The organism is Ramlibacter ginsenosidimutans, assembly GCF_016654015.1.
GTDB classification, from domain to species: Bacteria; Pseudomonadota; Gammaproteobacteria; order Burkholderiales; family Burkholderiaceae_C; genus Ramlibacter; species Ramlibacter ginsenosidimutans.
In genome coordinates, this window is the sequence record NZ_JAEPWM010000009.1 from 1 (window position 1) to 16,081 (window position 16,081).

At 68.8% G+C, this 16,081-nt stretch carries 16 protein-coding genes; 6 read left to right on the top strand and 10 right to left on the bottom strand.

Annotated elements, in window-relative coordinates:
- Positions 1-360: 360 nt before the first annotated feature.
- On the bottom strand, positions 361-2,475 hold the full coding sequence (uvrC, locus tag JJB11_RS18930; protein WP_201175037.1) for an excinuclease ABC subunit UvrC: 2,115 nt from the start codon (positions 2,473-2,475) through the stop codon (positions 361-363).
- 20 nt (positions 2,476-2,495) lie between these two features.
- On the opposite strand from uvrC, the gene earP reads away from it, so the two are divergent.
- The 3 genes from earP to JJB11_RS18945 all read left to right on the top strand — a co-directional run bounded on the left by earP (position 2,496) and on the right by JJB11_RS18945 (position 5,097).
- Positions 2,496-3,539 (top strand): elongation factor P maturation arginine rhamnosyltransferase EarP, encoded by a 1,044-nt coding sequence (gene earP / locus JJB11_RS18935; RefSeq protein WP_201175615.1) that lies wholly within the window; start codon positions 2,496-2,498, stop codon positions 3,537-3,539.
- A gap of 116 nt (positions 3,540-3,655) precedes the next feature.
- A complete protein-coding gene (gene efp / locus JJB11_RS18940; RefSeq protein ID WP_201175039.1) occupies positions 3,656-4,210 on the top strand; it encodes an elongation factor P in 555 nt (184 codons plus the stop codon).
- A 92-nt stretch (positions 4,211-4,302) separates the two neighbouring features.
- On the top strand, positions 4,303-5,097 hold the full coding sequence (locus JJB11_RS18945; RefSeq protein ID WP_201175041.1) for a heme-dependent oxidative N-demethylase subunit alpha family protein: 795 nt from the start codon (positions 4,303-4,305) through the stop codon (positions 5,095-5,097).
- A 48-nt stretch (positions 5,098-5,145) separates the two neighbouring features.
- Here JJB11_RS18945 and JJB11_RS18950 read toward each other — a convergent pair whose 3' ends face one another.
- On the bottom strand, positions 5,146-5,838 hold the full coding sequence (locus tag JJB11_RS18950; RefSeq protein WP_201175043.1) for a hypothetical protein: 693 nt from the start codon (positions 5,836-5,838) through the stop codon (positions 5,146-5,148).
- Between the two features lie 92 nt (positions 5,839-5,930).
- On the opposite strand from JJB11_RS18950, the gene JJB11_RS18955 reads away from it, so the two are divergent.
- Positions 5,931-6,794 carry an LOG family protein gene (locus JJB11_RS18955; RefSeq protein ID WP_201175052.1) on the top strand — a complete coding sequence of 288 codons (864 nt, stop codon included), beginning with the start codon at positions 5,931-5,933 and terminating at the stop codon, positions 6,792-6,794.
- On the opposite strand, the gene JJB11_RS18960 is transcribed toward JJB11_RS18955, so the two are convergent.
- Genes JJB11_RS18960 through JJB11_RS18975 form a run of 4 tightly spaced genes read right to left on the bottom strand, consistent with a single transcriptional unit; the run spans position 6,772 to position 11,621 of the window.
- The gene (locus JJB11_RS18960; RefSeq protein WP_201964950.1) at positions 6,772-7,959 is read right to left on the bottom strand and encodes an MFS transporter; all 1,188 of its coding nucleotides are present in this window, start codon (positions 7,957-7,959) and stop codon (positions 6,772-6,774) included. The genes JJB11_RS18955 and JJB11_RS18960 overlap by 23 nt on opposite strands.
- On the bottom strand, positions 7,940-9,364 hold the full coding sequence (rmuC, locus tag JJB11_RS18965) for a DNA recombination protein RmuC (RefSeq protein WP_201964951.1): 1,425 nt from the start codon (positions 9,362-9,364) through the stop codon (positions 7,940-7,942). The genes JJB11_RS18960 and rmuC overlap by 20 nt, the downstream gene beginning before the upstream one ends.
- Positions 9,364-10,356, bottom strand: coding sequence for a 2-hydroxyacid dehydrogenase (locus tag JJB11_RS18970; protein WP_201175055.1), 993 nt, complete (start codon positions 10,354-10,356; stop codon positions 9,364-9,366). Before JJB11_RS18970 ends, rmuC begins: the two co-directional genes overlap by 1 nt.
- A complete protein-coding gene (locus JJB11_RS18975) occupies positions 10,353-11,621 on the bottom strand; it encodes a citrate transporter (protein WP_201175057.1) in 1,269 nt (422 codons plus the stop codon). Before JJB11_RS18975 ends, JJB11_RS18970 begins: the two co-directional genes overlap by 4 nt.
- A gap of 187 nt (positions 11,622-11,808) precedes the next feature.
- Between JJB11_RS18975 and JJB11_RS18980 the strand changes: the two genes are divergently transcribed.
- Positions 11,809-12,042 carry a CsbD family protein gene (locus JJB11_RS18980; RefSeq protein ID WP_201175059.1) on the top strand — a complete coding sequence of 78 codons (234 nt, stop codon included), beginning with the start codon at positions 11,809-11,811 and terminating at the stop codon, positions 12,040-12,042.
- Positions 12,043-12,048: 6 nt separating this feature from the next.
- On the opposite strand, the gene JJB11_RS18985 is transcribed toward JJB11_RS18980, so the two are convergent.
- Genes JJB11_RS18985 through JJB11_RS18995 form a run of 3 tightly spaced genes read right to left on the bottom strand, consistent with a single transcriptional unit; the run spans position 12,049 to position 14,146 of the window.
- Complete coding sequence (locus JJB11_RS18985; RefSeq protein ID WP_201175061.1) at positions 12,049-12,777, bottom strand: nitroreductase; 729 nt, start codon at positions 12,775-12,777, stop codon at positions 12,049-12,051.
- Positions 12,774-13,220, bottom strand: coding sequence for an acyl-CoA thioesterase (locus tag JJB11_RS18990; RefSeq protein ID WP_201175063.1), 447 nt, complete (start codon positions 13,218-13,220; stop codon positions 12,774-12,776). The genes JJB11_RS18985 and JJB11_RS18990 overlap by 4 nt, the downstream gene beginning before the upstream one ends.
- Positions 13,217-14,146, bottom strand: coding sequence for a histone deacetylase family protein (locus tag JJB11_RS18995; protein ID WP_201175065.1), 930 nt, complete (start codon positions 14,144-14,146; stop codon positions 13,217-13,219). Before JJB11_RS18995 ends, JJB11_RS18990 begins: the two co-directional genes overlap by 4 nt.
- A 168-nt stretch (positions 14,147-14,314) precedes the next feature.
- Between JJB11_RS18995 and JJB11_RS19000 the strand changes: the two genes are divergently transcribed.
- Entirely contained in the window at positions 14,315-14,860 is a 546-nt protein-coding gene (locus tag JJB11_RS19000; protein WP_201175067.1) for a phasin family protein, read from the top strand.
- 202 nt (positions 14,861-15,062) lie between these two features.
- Here JJB11_RS19000 and JJB11_RS19005 read toward each other — a convergent pair whose 3' ends face one another.
- Entirely contained in the window at positions 15,063-15,989 is a 927-nt protein-coding gene (locus JJB11_RS19005; protein ID WP_201175069.1) for a patatin-like phospholipase family protein, read from the bottom strand.
- Positions 15,990-16,081 lie beyond the last annotated feature (92 nt).

Here is a 16,081-nt window from a genome sequence, read left to right on the forward strand (position 1 = left end):
TGCGCACTGAGGTGCGCGCTCGAACGACTGCGCTGCCGAGGAGCGATCCCTCCGTTCTTCTGCAGGGCATCGAAAAGCGAGCTCTTGGCCCGACCTCCCAATGCGCCGGAGATCTCAGCCAGGCTTTGACCCTGCTTCCACCTGTTCCAGAGTTCTCGCCTTTCCTGAAATGTCAGGCGTGCCCTGCGTCTCGCCATCCCGGTCTCTCCAACATCTTGGGTGAACAATGATGTTGCCTTGACCGGTTGAACTCACCACGCAAAGGTTTCGCAAAAGACGCAAAAGCATTCAAGCAGGCTTTCTTCTGCGTCCTCTGCGGAACTTCTGCGTCCTCTGCGTCCGGTTGTTGGGTTTGAAGGTTCAGTGCAACGCGCGATAGATCTCTTCCGCCAGTTCCCGCGAGATGCCTTCCACTGTTGCGATGTCCTCGACGCTCGCCGCGGCGACGCCGCGCACGCCGCCGAAGCGTTGCAGCAGGCGGGCGCGCTTCTTCGCGCCGATGCCCGGGATTTCCTCCAGTTGGCTGCCGCCCACGCGCACGCGGGCCCGCCGCGCCCGCATGCCGGTGATGGCGAAGCGGTGCGCCTCGTCGCGGATCTGCGCGATCAGCATCAGGGCCGCCGATTCGCGGCCCAGGTAGGTCTTCTCGCGGCCGTCGGCGAAAACGAGTTCCTCCAGGCCAACCTTGCGGCCTTCGCCCTTCTCGACGCCGACGATCACGGACAGGTCGAGTCCCAGTTCGGCGAACACCTCGCGCGCCATGCTTACCTGGCCGCGGCCGCCATCCACCAGCACGAGGTCCGGCAGCCTCTGCGCGCTGCCGCCGCCCCCGACCTTGGGTTTTTTCAGTTTCCCGGCGTCGCCCACCGCTTCGGCGGACTCCGCCGCTTCCGCAAAGGCGGCGGCCTGCGGGTCGGCGACCGCCTCGACCTGCACGTCGCCCGCGGGCTCGTCCTGTGCTTGCGCGGCCACTTCCTCGGGCGCGTCTTCGGGCGGCGTCGCATCCGGCGTGTCGCGGCCGGCCTGCGCCAGCCGCGCATACCGGCGCGTGAGCACCTGGCGCATGGCGGCGTAGTCGTCGCCTGGCGTGATGCCGTCGATGTTGAAGCGGCGGTACTCGCGGTTCTGCATCTGGTGGTGGTGGAACACCACGCACGACGCCTGCGTCGCCTCGCCCGCCGTGTGCGAGATGTCGAAGCATTCGATGCGGAAGGTGTCCAGGTTGTCTGGGGCCAGGTCCAGCGCCTCCACGAGCGCGCGCGTGCGCGCCTGCTGCGAGCCCTCTTCCGCCAGCAGCCGCGCGAGCTGCAGTTCCGCGTTCTTCTCGGCCATCTCCAGCCACAGGCGCCGCTGCCCGCGCGGGTTGTGCGCCACGCCGATGCGGCTGCCCGCCTGCTGCGACAGGGCTTCGACCAGCTCCGGCATCACCGGATGGCTCGTGATCAGCGCGGAGGGCACCGGCACGCCGATGTAGTGCTGCGCAATGAAGGCCTCCAGCACCTGCACTTCCACCGGCTGCACCGGCGCCGCCTCGTCCGCGTCGAATTCCTGCAGCGCCGCGGCGTCCTCGATGTGGCTGGGGAAGTAGGCGCGGTCGCCGAGGTGCCGGCCGCCGCGCACCATCGCGAGGTTCACGCAGGCCTTGCCGCCCTGCACGCGCACGGCGAGGATGTCCACGTCCTTGTCGGAGGCGGTCTCCACCGACTGCTGGTGCAGCACCTTGGAGAGCGCCGACATCTGGTTGCGCAGTTCGGCGGCCTGCTCGAACTCCAGCTTCTCGGCGTGCTCCATCATGCGTTGTTCCAGCGCCTGCAGCACGCTCTGCGCCTCGCCGCGCAGGAACGCCTCGGCATTCTGCACGTCGCGTTGGTAGTCCTGGGGCGAGACCAGGTTCACGCACGGCCCCGAGCAGCGCTTGATCTGGTACAGCAGGCAGGGCCGCGTGCGGTTCGCGAACACGGTGTCCTCGCAGGTGCGCAGCCGGAACACCTTCTGCAGCAGCTGGATCGACTCCTTCACCGCCCAGGCGCTCGGGTAGGGGCCGAAGTAGCGGTGCTTGCGGTCCACCGCGCCGCGGTAGTAAGCGACGCGCGGGAAGGCGGCGGGCATGGCCAGCGCGCCCTCCTTCGTCACCGGCAGGCGGTCCGGCGTGCCGGTGATCTTCAGGTAGGGATAGCTCTTGTCGTCGCGGAACAGGATGTTGTAGCGCGGCGCCAGCGTCTTGATCAGGTTGTTCTCGAGCAGCAGCGCCTCGGCTTCGGAGCGCACCACCGTCGTGTCCAGCCGCGCGATCTTGCCGATCATGTGGCCGATGCGCGTGCCGCCATGGTTCTTCTGGAAGTAGCTGGAGACGCGCTTCTTCAGGTTGCGCGCCTTGCCGACATAGAGCACGCCGCCCTCGGCGTCGTAGTAACGATAGACGCCGGGCAGCGCCGGCAGCGCGGCCACCTGCGCGAGCAGTTCGTCCGAATGCATTGCCCTATTATCCCGGCGACATGCACTGGGACATCTTCTGCAGGGTCATCGACAACCACGGCGACGCCGGCGTGTGCTGGCGGCTCGCCGCGGAGCTCGCGGCACGCGGCGAGTCCGTGCGGCTGTGGATGGACGACGTTGCCATGCTCTCGTGGATGGCGCCCCAGGGCGCACCGGGCGTGAAGGTCGTGCACTGGACCGGGCCGGTGCCCGCCGCCGAACCGGGCGAGGTCGTCGTGGAAGCGTTCGGCTGCGATCCCCCGCCGGCCTTCGTCGCGCGCATGGCCTCCCTGGTGCCGCCGCCCGCCTGGATCAACCTGGAGTACCTCTCGGCGGAGGATTACGTCGAACGCAGCCACGGCCTGCCCTCTCCCGTGATGAGCGGTCCCGGCGCGGGGCTGGTGAAGCGCTTCTTCTACCCCGGCTTCACGCCACGCACGGGCGGGCTGCTGCGCGAACGCGACCTGGCCGCTCGCCGCGCGGCGCACGACCGCGCGGCCTGGCTGCGCCAGTGGGGCATCACGGACCCGCAGGCGCAGGTGCTCAGCCTGTTCTGCTACGAGCCGCGGGCGCTCCCGGACCTGCTGGAGCAACTGGCGGCGCAGGACCGGCCAACCCACCTGCTGGTCACGGCCGGACGGGCGAGCGCCGCCGTCCACGCGCTGCAGGCGCAGGATCGTGGAACGCTGCGCCTGCACTGGCTGCCCCTGTTGACGCAGCGCGGCTACGACGAACTGCTGTGGTCCTGCGACCTGAACTTCGTGCGGGGCGAGGACTCGGTCGTGCGCGCGCTGCTCGCTGGCGCTCCCTTCGTATGGCAGATCTATCCGCAGGACGACCTTGCCCACCACGCCAAGCTCGAGGCCTTCCTAGCCTGGCTGGCGCCGCCGCGCGACCTGCGTGATTTTTTCCTGGCGTGGAACGACGCAACGCCCGCTGCCCTGCCGCGGCTGGCCATCGCCGACTGGCGCGCCTGCGCCCGGCGGGCGCGGGAAAAAGCCGAGACCTTGCCGGAGCTCGTGGCCGGGCTGGCGCGCCTGGCCGCCGGTGAGGCTAGAATATAGAGCTTTGCGCTTCGGGCCAGACCCGTGAGCGCACCGCTTGCCGCCACCCGCAACCTGCGCGCGACGGCGCCAAGTCGGCCCCCAGCGGGGCCGTGGCCCTCACCGAAGACACCGTCATGAAAATCGCTCAAGAAATCCGCGCCGGCAACGTGATCATGCACAGCGGCCAGCCCTGGGTCGTGCTGAAGACCGAATACTCCCGCGGCGGCCGCAACGCGGCCACCGTGCGCATGAAGCTCAAGTCGCTGCTGAACAACCAGGGCACGGAAACCGTGTTCAAGGCCGACGACAAGATGGACCAGATCGTGCTGGACAAGAAGGACTGCACGTACTCCTACTTCGCCGACCCGATGTACGTCTGGATGGACGCCGAGTACAACCAGTACGAGGTCGAGAAGGAAAACATGGGCGACGCCCTGAACTACCTCGAGGACGGCATGCCCGCCGAAGTGGTGTTCTACGAAGGCAAGGCGATCTCCGTGGAAATCCCGACCAGCGTCGAGCGCGAGATCACCTGGACCGAGCCGGCCGTCAAGGGCGACACTTCGGGCAAGGTGCTCAAGCCGGCCAAGCTCGCCACCGGCTACGAGATCGGCGTGCCGATCTTCGTCGCGCAGGGCGACAAGGTGGAAATCGACACGCGCACGGGCGAATACCGCCGCCGCGTCTGAGCGACGCACACTCCACGAAAGGCTCCGCGAGGAGCCTTTTTTGCGTTCCGGCCGTTTTGCGTTCTACTCGGCCGCGATCCCGCCAGCCGCCAATGTCCTTCCCGCTCTCCCGCATCACCGCCCCGTTCCGCATGCAGCCTGGGTTGCAGCGGCTCGCCGGCGAGCCGCGCCACCTGAGCGCGCTCACGCCCGGCAGCGCGCTGTGGCAGGAGAAGAAGCGCGTGCTGGACAGCGGCGCGAGCCGCCTCGCCGTGCCAGGCTTCGATCCGCAGCCCGCAATCACCGCGATCCTGGCGCAGGCGCGTGCGGAAGGCATCGCTGCGGCCGGGCCGATCGAACTCGCGTTCGAGGAAGACTTCGCGGTCCTGGAGGCGCAAGGCACGACCCTGCCCTGGCTGTGCGTCTGCGTGCCCTCGCACTGGGCGCCGGAGGACAAGCTCGGCCTGCCCTTTAGCGCCGTGCATGCGCCCGTGGCCGACAGCAGCGCCCTGCTCTCCGCCGCGTCCCATCTGGTGCGGCTGGTCACGGGCGGCGAGCGTTTCGAGCGCTTCGTCTGGACGCTCTCCCCGAGCGGCCGCTACGACCAGCACCCCCGCCGGCACGCGCGCGCGCCCTGGCCGGACACGGCCGACGCCGACGCCTTTGCCGCGCAATGCTTCCTGCGCGCGGAACGCCAGACCTTCTTTCCCGTGCCCGGCGTGCCGGGGCAGGCGGTGTTCACGATCCGCGTGATGCTGCAGCCCCTGGCCGAGGCCGTGCGGAGCGCGGACGACGCACGGCGGCTGCACGACGCGCTCGCCTCCATGAGCGCAGCCGTGCTCGCGTACAAGGGCCTCGCGCCGGCGCGCGATCGCCTGCTCGCCTGGCTGACCACCCGGGCCGCATGATGGAAGCGCGTCGTCCCGCTGGGACGCGCGCTCGCCTGGTAAGGCTGTTCAGGCGCCGCGCAGCAGCAGCAGCCAGGCCGCGAGCGTGGCGAACGCCACGGCGGCGCCGACGACGCTGGCCCACAGCAGCGACGAGCCCGCCCGCGTGCGCGCGGCGGTGCGCCCCGCCAGCGGCTCGCTTCCCGGATACGGCGCGGCATGCGGCAGGCTTTCCGCCAGTTCGCCGGCGGCTTCCGGCTTCAGCAGGTCGAGGCTCACGCGCTGCGTGCCCGACCCATCCGGACTGCGGATCCACAGGTCGACGATCGTCGCCCGCAGCCGCGCATGCGCAATGTCCTGCAACGGGAACTTGATGCGCTCTTCCTTCCAGTCGGGGCCCACTCGGAAGCGGCCGGACACGCGCAGGACCTTGCCCTGCACGCGCACATCCACTTCGCCCTGGAACGGCGGGATGGTGTAGCCGGCGCCCTGCACCTCCAGCACCCGCGCGGGGTGGATGCCCTGCACGACCGGACGGCTGGGCGCACCGGCGGGCGCAGCGCCCTGGGAGCTGGCGGCGAAGCCGTGGTCGGGCAGCGCCTGCCGGACCAGTTCGCCGACGGTCGTGCGGCTGCCGTCCTCGCCCACCAGCACGCTCTTGCTGCTCAAGGCCTTCTTCACCTTCATGCCGACGATGGTTCGCCGATCGTAGGGACCGACCCTGCGGCCTTCGAGCAGCACGTGATAGACCGGGTTCTGCAACTCTTCCCCTTCTTCTTGTCCCGACAGGATACCGGCAGGGTGCGGTGGGCGGGAAGCCCGGTCGTCCCGGGATTGCGGCCACAATGCTCCCCATGTCTTCGACCCGCAACATCCACGACCGGCGGCTGGCCGACGCCTGGGCCACGCTCAAGGCGTCCTCCGATTCCGGCCTGCCCCTGGAGCCCGATGCCAACCGGCTGGCCTTCGCCGACCCCGAGTTCCTGCTGCGCCGCGAAACGCGCGGCATCCGCTTCCAGCTCGAGCTGCTCAAGCCCGACCTGGAACAGCAGGCCCACGGCATCGAGAACACCATCGTCGTGTTCGGCAGCGCGCGCCTGCGCGACAGCGAGACCTCGGCCGGAATGGTGAAGGCCGCCGAGGCTTCGGGCGACGAGGCGGTGATCCGCCGCGCCCGTGCCCTGGCCCGCAACGCGCATTACTACGAGAAGGCGCAGGCCTTCGGCCGCATCGTCGCCGAGTACAGCGCCGGCAAGGAGCCGCGCGACATGCTGTTCGTGTGCACCGGGGGCGGCCCCGGCATCATGGAGGCCGCCAACCGCGGGGCCGACGAGGCGGGCGGCATCAGCGTGGGCCTGTCCATCGCATTGCCGATGGAGGAAGCCGCGAATACCTACGTGACGCCCGCGCTGTCCTTCAAGTTCCACTACTTCGCGCTGCGCAAGATGCACTTCATGATGCGCGCGAAGGCCCTGGTCGCCTTCCCCGGCGGCTTCGGCACCCTGGACGAACTGTTCGAGGTGATCACGCTGGTGCAGACGCGCAAGGCGCGCCAGGTGCCGATCGTGCTGTTCGGCTCCGACTACTGGAAGCGGCTGATCAATTTCGAGCTGCTGGTGGAGGAAGGCGTGATCTCGCCGGCAGACCTGGACCTGTTCCAGTTCGCGGACGAGCCCGAGGCTGCCTGGGACGCGATCAAGAGCTTCTACCGGCTGTAAGGTCCTTCAGGCGCCAGGCGACGCGGATGCCGGAGCCCACGGTCGCCGACACCACCCAGAACACGGCGCCGATGCCCACCAGGGTGCCGGCGCCTCCGAACAGCATGGGCATCACGACGCTGGAGGCGTTGATCACCATCATGCGCATGCCCACCGCCTCGCCCTGGCGGTGCTCGGGCGTGATCTGGTGCAGCATGCTCATGACCATGGGCTGGACCATGCCCAGGGCGAACCCGAGCAGCACCGAGCACGCCCCCATGGTGAGCGCCAGGTGCATGAAGGGGTAGATCGCGTAGATCAGGGTCGTGGCGACCATCGCCGCGACGATCAGCACCCACTCGTGCACGCGCGCGGCCAGCACCGGCAGCACGACCCGGATCGCGGCGGCAGCGAAGGCGAACACGCCCAGGATGGTTCCGATCACCGAGGCCGAGAGCCCCCGCTCGTGGCCCAGCACCGGCACCACGAAGGTGTGCACGTCCCAGGCCGAGGACAGGAACCAGTTCACGAGGATGAGCCGGCGGAAGTTCGGCTCCCGCCAGAGGTCCCAGGCCTTGCCGCGCCGGGCCGCATGGTGCGACGCCACCGGCGCGAGCTCCCGGGCCTGCCGCACGAAGGCCCACGTGACCAGCGGGAACATGGCCAGCAGCAGGAAGGCCGCGCGGTACCCCGCATGGTCGATCACCAGCCCCGCCACGAAGGGGCCGACGAAGTTCGAGAAGGCGGGGCCGATCGCCAGCCAGGAGAAGGCCTGCTTCAGCTCGGCGGGCGTGTGCGCGGCGCGCCCCACGTGCCGCTGCAGCGCGATGACCGCGGTGCCGGTCGCACCGCCCGTGAGCAGTGCGCTCAGGCACAGCACCGGGAACACGGGGAACGCGAATGCCAGCCCAGCGCCCAGCGATCCGGCGCAGACGCTGAGCGCGAACGGCCGCTTGAGCCCATGCCGGTCGGCGAAGCGCCCGGCCGGCAGCGACAGGAACACCTGCGTCAGTGCATAGAGCGACAGCAGCACGCCGACCGCCGCCTCGCTGTAGCCCTGGCGCAGCGCCAGCAGCGGCGCGGCCATGCGCATGCCCGCCATGGTGGCGTGCAGGAACACATGGCCGACGATGAGCTGGAACAGCTCGCGGCGCTGGCCTGCCGGCTCAGGATTCGGCGTCGTCACCGGCGTCCGCCAGCGGCAGCAGGGCCTGGGCCTGGTTCTCCGGCAGCGCCTCGATGTTCTTCAGCGCGCGGCGCATCATCTTGGTCCGGGTGTCGGCCTTGTCGACCGTGTCGGCGGCCTTCTGCACCTGCTCCTTGATGCGTGCGACCCATTCGCCGTAGCGCTCGAACTCGGTCTTCACCGCGCCCAGCACCTTCCACACTTCGGAGGCCTGCTGCTCCAGCGCCAGCGTGCGGAAGCCCATGTGCAGGCTGTTCAGCATCGCGAGCAAGGTGGTCGGCCCCGCGAGGGTGACGCGGTAGTCGCGCTGGATCTTGTCCATCAGGCCGGGGCGGCGCAGCACCTCGGCGTACAGGCTCTCGATCGGCAGGAACAGGATGGCGAAGTCCGTGGTGTAGGGAGGGCACAGGTAGTACTCGCAGATGGACTTCGCCTCCTCGCGGATGCGCACTTCCAGCGCGCGGCCCGCGCTCTCCACGCCGGCGGCGTCCGCGCGGTCGTGCGCTTCGAGCAGGCGTTCGTAATCGTCGCGCGGGAACTTGGCGTCGATGGGCAGCCACACCGGCGAGCCGTCGTCGCTGCGGCCCGGGAAGCGGATCGCGAAGTCGACGCGCTGGTTGCTGCGCGGCTTGGTCTCCACCTGCTTGGCGTACTGGTCGGTCGTGAGCACCTGTTCGAGCAGGTTCTCCAGCTGTACCTCGCCGAACATGCCGCGCGTCTTCACATTGGTCAGCACGCGCTGCAGGTCGCCCACGCCCTGCGCCAGCGACTGCATCTGCCCGAGGCCGTGGTGCACCTGCTCCAGCCGCTCGGCCACCTGCTTGAAGCTCTCGCCCAGGCGCGCCTCCAGCGTGGTCTGCAGCTTCTCGTCGACCGTCTGGCGCATCTCGTCGAGCTTGGCCGCGTTGGTCTGCTGCATCGCGTTGAGCTGCGTCTCCAGCGTCTCGCGCACTTCGGCGATACGCCGCGCATTGGCTTCGCTCAGGTCGCGCAGCGAATCGGAGATCGTCTTCTGCGTGAGCGCCAGCTGCTGGGCGAAGGACTCGATCTGCGTGCTCTGGGTGCGCGCGGCCTCCTGGCCCTGCTGCACCAGGTTCTGCTGGAACGCCGACAGCGTCTGCGTCAGCTGCTGCGCAAAGGTGTCGATCTGCGCGTTGTGGGTGCGGCTCGCCTCCTGCCCCTGCTGCGTCAGCGACTGCTGGAAGGCCGAGAGCGTTTGCATCACTTCTCCGCGCAGTCCGCGCGAGCTCTCGCTGATCTCGCGGCGCAGTTCGCGCTCGAGCCGCTCGTTGGCCGCCATCAATTCGACGCGGCCGGTGTCCTGCACCGGCGGCTTGCGCATCAGCAGCGCCACCAGCAGCACCAGGCTGGCCAGGCCCAGCGCCATCACGATCCAGATTTCCACTAGGGCTTCTTCTTCAAAACTTCGGGATTGAGGGGCGTGCGCGGTTGTCCGCCCACGAGGTAGCCGATCAGGTTCTCGGCCGCGAGGTCCGCCATGGCGCGCCGGGTCGGCACCGTGGCGCTCGCGATGTGCGGCGTGAGAACGACGTTGGGGACCGTGAGAAGGTCCGGATGCACCTTCGGCTCGCCCTCGAACACGTCCAGGCCTGCCGCAGCGATGCGCTTCTCCTTCAGGGCCTGCGCCAGCGCCGCGTCGTCGACGATGCCGCCGCGGGCGATGTTCACCAGCGTCGCCGTCGGCTTCATGCGGGCGAGTTCGGCCGCGCCGATGGCATGGTGGGATTCCGCGCTGTAGGGCAGCACCAGCACCAGGTGGTCCGCCTTCGCCAGCAGTTCGTCCTTGGTCACGTAGCGCGCCTTGCACGCGGCCTCGAGCTCGGGCGTGAGGCGCGAACGGTTGTGATAGATCACGTTCATGCCGAACCCGTGCGCGCCGCGCCGGGCGATGCCCTGTCCGATGCGTCCCATCCCGAGGATGCCAAGCGTGCTGCCGTGCACTTCGGCGCCGGCGAACATGTCGTAGCTCCACTTGGTCCAGCGGCCGGCGCGCAGGTAATGCTCGCTCTCGGCGATGCGGCGCGCCGTCGCCATCAGCAGCGCGAAGCCGAAGTCGGCGGTCGTCTCCGTGAGCACGTCGGGCGTGTTGGTCGCGAGCACGCCGCGTGCCGTCATCGCCGGCACGTCGAAGTTGTTGAAGCCCACGGCCATGTTGGCGCAGATCTTCAGTTCGGAGCACGCCGCCAGCAGTTCGGCGTCGATGCGCTCGGTGCCCGTGGTGAGCGCGCCGGCCTTGTCTTTCAGGCGTGCGAGCAGTTCCTGCCGGCTCCAGGCCGCGTCGGCCTGGTTGTGCTCCACCTCGAAATGCTGCTCGAGGCGGGCGATGGTTTCCGGGAACACGGCCCGGGCGACCAGGATGCGGGGTCGGGTGGTCATGGTTTGTTGGTCTGCGCGGGTTCGCTATGGGTGGTGATTGGTGCGGCGTGCGGAGTGCCGACGTCGGCCTCGGGCTCCCACCCCAGCACCAGCATGAGGGCGATGAAGCCCAGGACATAACCGACGGCGACGTGCCAGCCGCCCTTGAGCCACGCACCGACCGAGCGGCCCTCGTGGTACATGTTGCACAAGGCGACGCCGGCGGACGAGCCGAACCAGATCATGGAGCCGCCGAAGCCCACCGCATAGGCCACGAAGCCCCAGTCGTAGCCGCCCTGGCGCAAGGCCAGCGCCGTGAGCGGGATATTGTCGAACACGGCGCTGACGAAGCCCAGCCCCAGCGCGCTGGGCCACGATGCGCCCGGCAGCGCCTTCACCGGCATCATCGCGGCGCACATCACCAGCGAGAGCAGGAACACGCTGCCGCGGAACGCGCCGGGCAGCAGGCTCCACGTCGGCGTGCGCCAGCCCGCGGTGACGAGCAAGGCCACCCAGACCGACAGGCCGATCAAGGGCCACTCGTTCAGCAAGTCGGGGCGGTGGATGTTCAGCGTGATGTTGGTGAAGATCGCGGCGAGCAGCATCAGCGCGACGACGCCGAGGCGAGGCAGGTCCAGCTTCACGCCGCGCGGGTTGTCCTTCATGATGGGCTGGTAGGCCTGCTGCTGGCGCGCCGCGATGGTCCCGAAGAACAGCAGCGCGACGCCCGCGCCGACGTACGCCTCGAACACCTGGCCCGGCCGCACGCCGGCAATCCACATCATCGTGGTGGTGGTGTCGCCCACCACGCTGCCCGCTCCTCCCGCGTTGCTGGCGGCCACGATGGCCGCGAGGAATCCGACGTGCACCTTGCCCCGGTACAGCACGTGCGCCATCGCGCCGCCGATCATCGCGGCGGCGATGTTGTCCAGGAAACTGGAGATCACGGCGATGAGCACCAGCAGCAGGAAGCCGCCCTTCCAGTCGTCGGGCAAGTAGTTCGGCAGCATGTCGGTGACGTGACTCCGCTCGAAATGGTCGGCCAGCAGCGCGAACCCGAGCAGCAGCCCCAGCAGGTTGCCGAGCGTCACCCATTCGTGCGCGAGCAAGGTGCCCAGGCCGTGCACGCCCGTCACGCCGGAGAAGTCGCCGAACAGGATCTTGTAGAGCGCGATCACGATCATGCCCGTGACCGCGACGAACAGCGTGTGGTTATGGAACAGCGCGACGCCCAGCAGGGTGAGCGCGAACAGGATGAAGTCGAGCGGAATGCCGGCCAGCGTCAAGGGGAGCTCTCCATTTTTTGGTTCTTCTCGGGCAGGCGGGATTATCGCGGCTAGCCCTGCCGCAAGCCTTTCGGATGCAACACGGCTGTCGTCCGCGGACTACGGGACGAGCCCGGTGCTTCCTACCGCCCGACCAAGCTGGACGGCTGGATCATGGGCAGAACGTTGCAAGCCACGGGACAGGCGCATGAACCAGGATCGCATCGAGGGACGCTGGAAACAGTTGAAGGGCAAGGTCAAGGAGCAGTGGGGCAAGCTCACCGACGACGACCTGGACATCATCGCCGGGCGGCGCGAGCAGTTGCTCGGACGCATCCAGCAGCGCCATGGCCTGGCCAAGGACGAAGCGGAGCGCCAGGTGCGCGACTGGGAAGGCAAGAACCCCGACGCGCGCTTCGAGCGCAAGGACGACGGCCGCTGAGCGGCCTCACTCCCGCCAGTGCGTGAACGCCGACGCGGGCTCGCGCGGCGTGTGGAAGGTGTTCACCCTGGCATCGATGTCCGCATAGCCCAGGGACATGCCGCAGACGATCATCTCGTTCTCGCCGGCGCCGATGTGCGGCAGGATGATCTTCGCGAAGCCGTTCCAGGCCGCCTGCGGGCAGGTGTGCAGCCCGCGGGCGCGCGCCGCCACCATGATGTTCTGCAGGAACATGCCGTAGTCCATCAGCGAGCCGCGTCCCAGGATGCGGTCCATCGTGAACATCAGGCCCACCGGCGCGTCGAAGAAGCGGAAATTGCGCTGGTGCTGCGCATGCATCTTGTCCTTCTCGCCCTTCTGGATCCCCAGCAGGCCGTACAGGCCCCAGCCGTTCTCGCGGCGGCGATCGATGTAGGGCGGGATCCACTTCGTCGGGTAGTAGTCGTACTCCTCCCGGTACTGCTCCGCCAGCGTCGGGTCCGCGTAGATGGCGTCGTGCGCCGCGCAGACCTTGTCGGCCAGCGTGTCGCGCGCGGCACCCTGCAGCACGTATACCTTCCACGGCTGCGTGTTGGTCCCGGAGGGCGCGCGGGAGGCCACGTCCAGGAGGTGCTCGATGTCGGCTCGCGCCACCGGCCGCTCGCGCAGGAAGGCGCGGCAGGAGAAGCGGCTCTCGATCGCGGCATCCACGCTCGCCGGATCGGCCACCACGGTGGCGACCTGGGATACGTTCATTGCAAGGCCTCCAGCACGCGCCTGAGGCGCTGGGGCAAGGCAGTGGGCCGGCGGCTCGCGCGGTCGACGTAGACGTGGATGAAGTGGCCCTTGGCCGCGGTCATGGATTCTCCCTGCAGGAACAGGCCCACCTCGTAGCGGACGCTGGACGACCCGAGCTTCGCCACCCGCAGGCCCGCTTCCACGACCTGCGGGAACTCCACCGGCGCGAAATAGTTGCACTGGGTCTCGATCACCAGGCCGATGGTCTCGCCCTGGTGGATGTCCAGCGCGCCCTGCTCGATCAGGTGCGCGTTGACCGCCGTGTCGAACCAGCTGTAGTAGACGACGTTGTTGACGTGGCCGTAGGCGTCGTTGTCCATCCAGCGCGTGGGGATCGCGCGAAAGGCCTTGTAGCCGCCGCGCCCCTCCGGCTGCGGCTTCGCGGGTATCGGATCGGTCATCGCGGGCGATTGTGCCAGCGCCGCGCATAGGCCAGCGCCACTGCGAAGGTGTTGACCTGCACCTGCACCGTGTCCTCCAGCCTGTGTCCGTAGCCGCCTGCCATGGCGAACGCGAGCGGCACGCCACGCTGCCAGGCCCAGTCGAACACGCGCCGGTCGCGCGCCTCGAGTCCGTCCCAAGTGAGCTTCAGCCGTCCCAGGCGGTCGCCCTCGTGCGGGTCGGCGCCTGCCAGGTAGATGACCAGGCCGGGATCGAAGCGATGCGCCAGTTCGTCCAGCGCGCGTTCCAGTGCGTGCAGGTAAGCGTCGTCGCCGGTGCCATCGGGCAGGTCGACGTCGAGGTCGCTCGCTTCCTTGCGGAAAGGAAAGTTCTTCTGTCCGTGCAGGGAGAGCGTGAACACGGTGGGGTCGTCGCGGAAGATGCGCGCCGTGCCGTTGCCCTGGTGCACGTCCAGGTCGATCACGGCCACGCGCAAGGGCGCCCGCTGCGTCCGGACGCGCTCGGCCTGCATCAGGCGCGCGGCCACGGCGGCGTCGTTGAACACGCAGAAGCCGCCGCCCCGGTCGGGGTACGCGTGGTGCGTGCCGCCGGCGATGTTCGCCGCCACGCCTTGCTCGAACGCGGTGCGGCAAGCCGCGATCGTCGCCCCGACGGAACGCCGCGCGCGTTCGGCCATCGCCTGGCTCCAGGGAAAACCGATCTCGCGCAGGATCTTCGGGTCGACGCTGCCGTCGGCTATGGCCTGGATGTAGGCCGGCGTGTGGACCAGGGCCAGTTCACCGTCCGTGGCGGGCCGGGCCTGGGCCAGCCGGATCTCCGGAAGCTCTTCGGCCAGCCTGTCCCTCAGCAGCCGGTACTTGCCCATCGGGAAACGGTGGCCCGTCGGCAGGGGCAGCACGAACTGATCCGCATAGAAGACCTGCATGGCTGCGATTCTGCGGGCCGGCAGGAATTAGGGGATCTTCCCTAGTTTGCTGCAACGCAACAAAAAACGCTTGCAATGGCCAGCGGTACCCATATACTTCGATCCATGCTGCGCTGCAACACGGTTTCAGGGCAGCTCCGAGCCCCCTAAACCACCCGGAGAAGATCCATGCTGACCGCTGAACAACTGATGGCCGCCCAGAAGGCAAATGTCGAAACCCTCTTTGGCCTGACCTCCAAGGCCTTCGAAGGCGTCGAGAAGCTCGTCGAGCTGAACGTCACCGCGACCAAGGCCGCCCTGGCCGAAGCCGCCGAGACCACCCAATCCATGCTGAACGTCAAGGACGCCCAGGAACTGCTGGCGCTGCAAGCCGCCCTGTTCCAGCCCCTGGCCGAGAAGACCGCTGCCTACAGCCGTCACCTCTACGACATCAGCACCTCCACCGGCGCCGAGTTCACCAAGGCCGTCGAAGGCCAGTTCTCCGACGTGCAGAAGAAGTTCCTAGCCGTCGTGGACAACGCCGCCAAGAACGCGCCCGCCGGTTCCGAGACCGCCGTCGCGGTGTTCAAGAGCGCCGTTGCCGCCGGCAACAACGCTCTGGAATCCGTGCAGAAGGCCGTCAAGCAAGCGACCGACGTCGCCGAAGCCAACTTCAACGCCGTGGCCAGCCAGGCCGTGAACGCCGCGAAGACCACGACCAAGGCCAAGCGCTGAGCAATGAATTGAGCGTTCCTGACGCCTTTTCGGCGGAACAGGAACCTCGCCCATAGGCTGGCACTCCATCGAATCGCCCGGTCCGCCGGGAGTTTCTTCAGGTTGTCTCCTCGGGTCCTTTCGACACCATCGCTGGTTCAGGGATCCATTGGCCACCCCATCGCAAGATGGGGTGGCCTTTTTCCTGGCGCTCGCGTTTCCGTCAGGGCGCGTGCGCCTTCGCCTCGAGGGCGGCCCTCAGCTGCGGCAGTGCCGCCTGCATGGCGGCCCGTCCGGCCTCGATGGCCCGGCGCTTGCCGGCGAAGTCGCCGCTGCCCATGCCGGCGAGCGCCGGCCGCACCACCACGTCCGCGTCCTTGAGCTCCCAGCCGTTGATGCTCTTGCCCATGATGGCGAAAGTCTGCAAGAGCACCTGCACGGTGTCGCCGTAGGGGTTGCCTTCGGGCGCGCTCGAGATGTCGACGGCGATCACCACCTCGGCGCCCATCTGCCGCGCGTAGCGCACGGGCACGGGCGAGACCAGGCCGCCGTCCACGAACTCCTGCGCGCCGATCTTGACGGGCAGGAACACGGCCGGCACGGCGCTCGAGGCACGCACCGCGGTCCCCGTGTCGCCGCGCCGGAACAGCACGCCCTGCCCGGTCTTCAGGTCGGTCGCGACGATCCCCAGCGGCAGCGTCATGTTCTCGATCAGCTTGTGGTTCACCTGCGTGTCCACGTAGCGCGCCAGTGCCTCGCCGCGCAGCAGGCCGCGGCTGAAGATCGGCAGCGTCCAGTCGGCGAACGCCGCCTCGTCCATCGCCATCGCGGACTGCTGCAACTGCCGGCCGTCGCGCCCGCTCGCATACAGGGCCGCGACCAGGCTGCCGGCCGACGTGCCCACCACCAGGTCCGGCTTGATCCCGGCCTCTTCCAGTACCTCGATCACGCCCACGTGCGCGAATCCCCGCGCGGCGCCGCCGCCGAGCGCGAGCCCGATGCGCGGCGGCCGCTTCTGCACGACGACGGGCGGCGCACTGGGCTCGGGTGCGGGCTGGGGAGCGCTGGCGCAAGCGGCCAGCAGCACGAGGAGCGAAGCGATGAGCGTGCGGCCCGCCTGCCGGCGCGCCGTACGGAAAGGAATGTGCATGAGGGAGGTGCCTGTGGCCGAAGCCGATACTGCCAAGCCTCGTATGCTAACCATGAGCTCGAAGGCCACCGGGACCGCGCGAGCCATCGCCC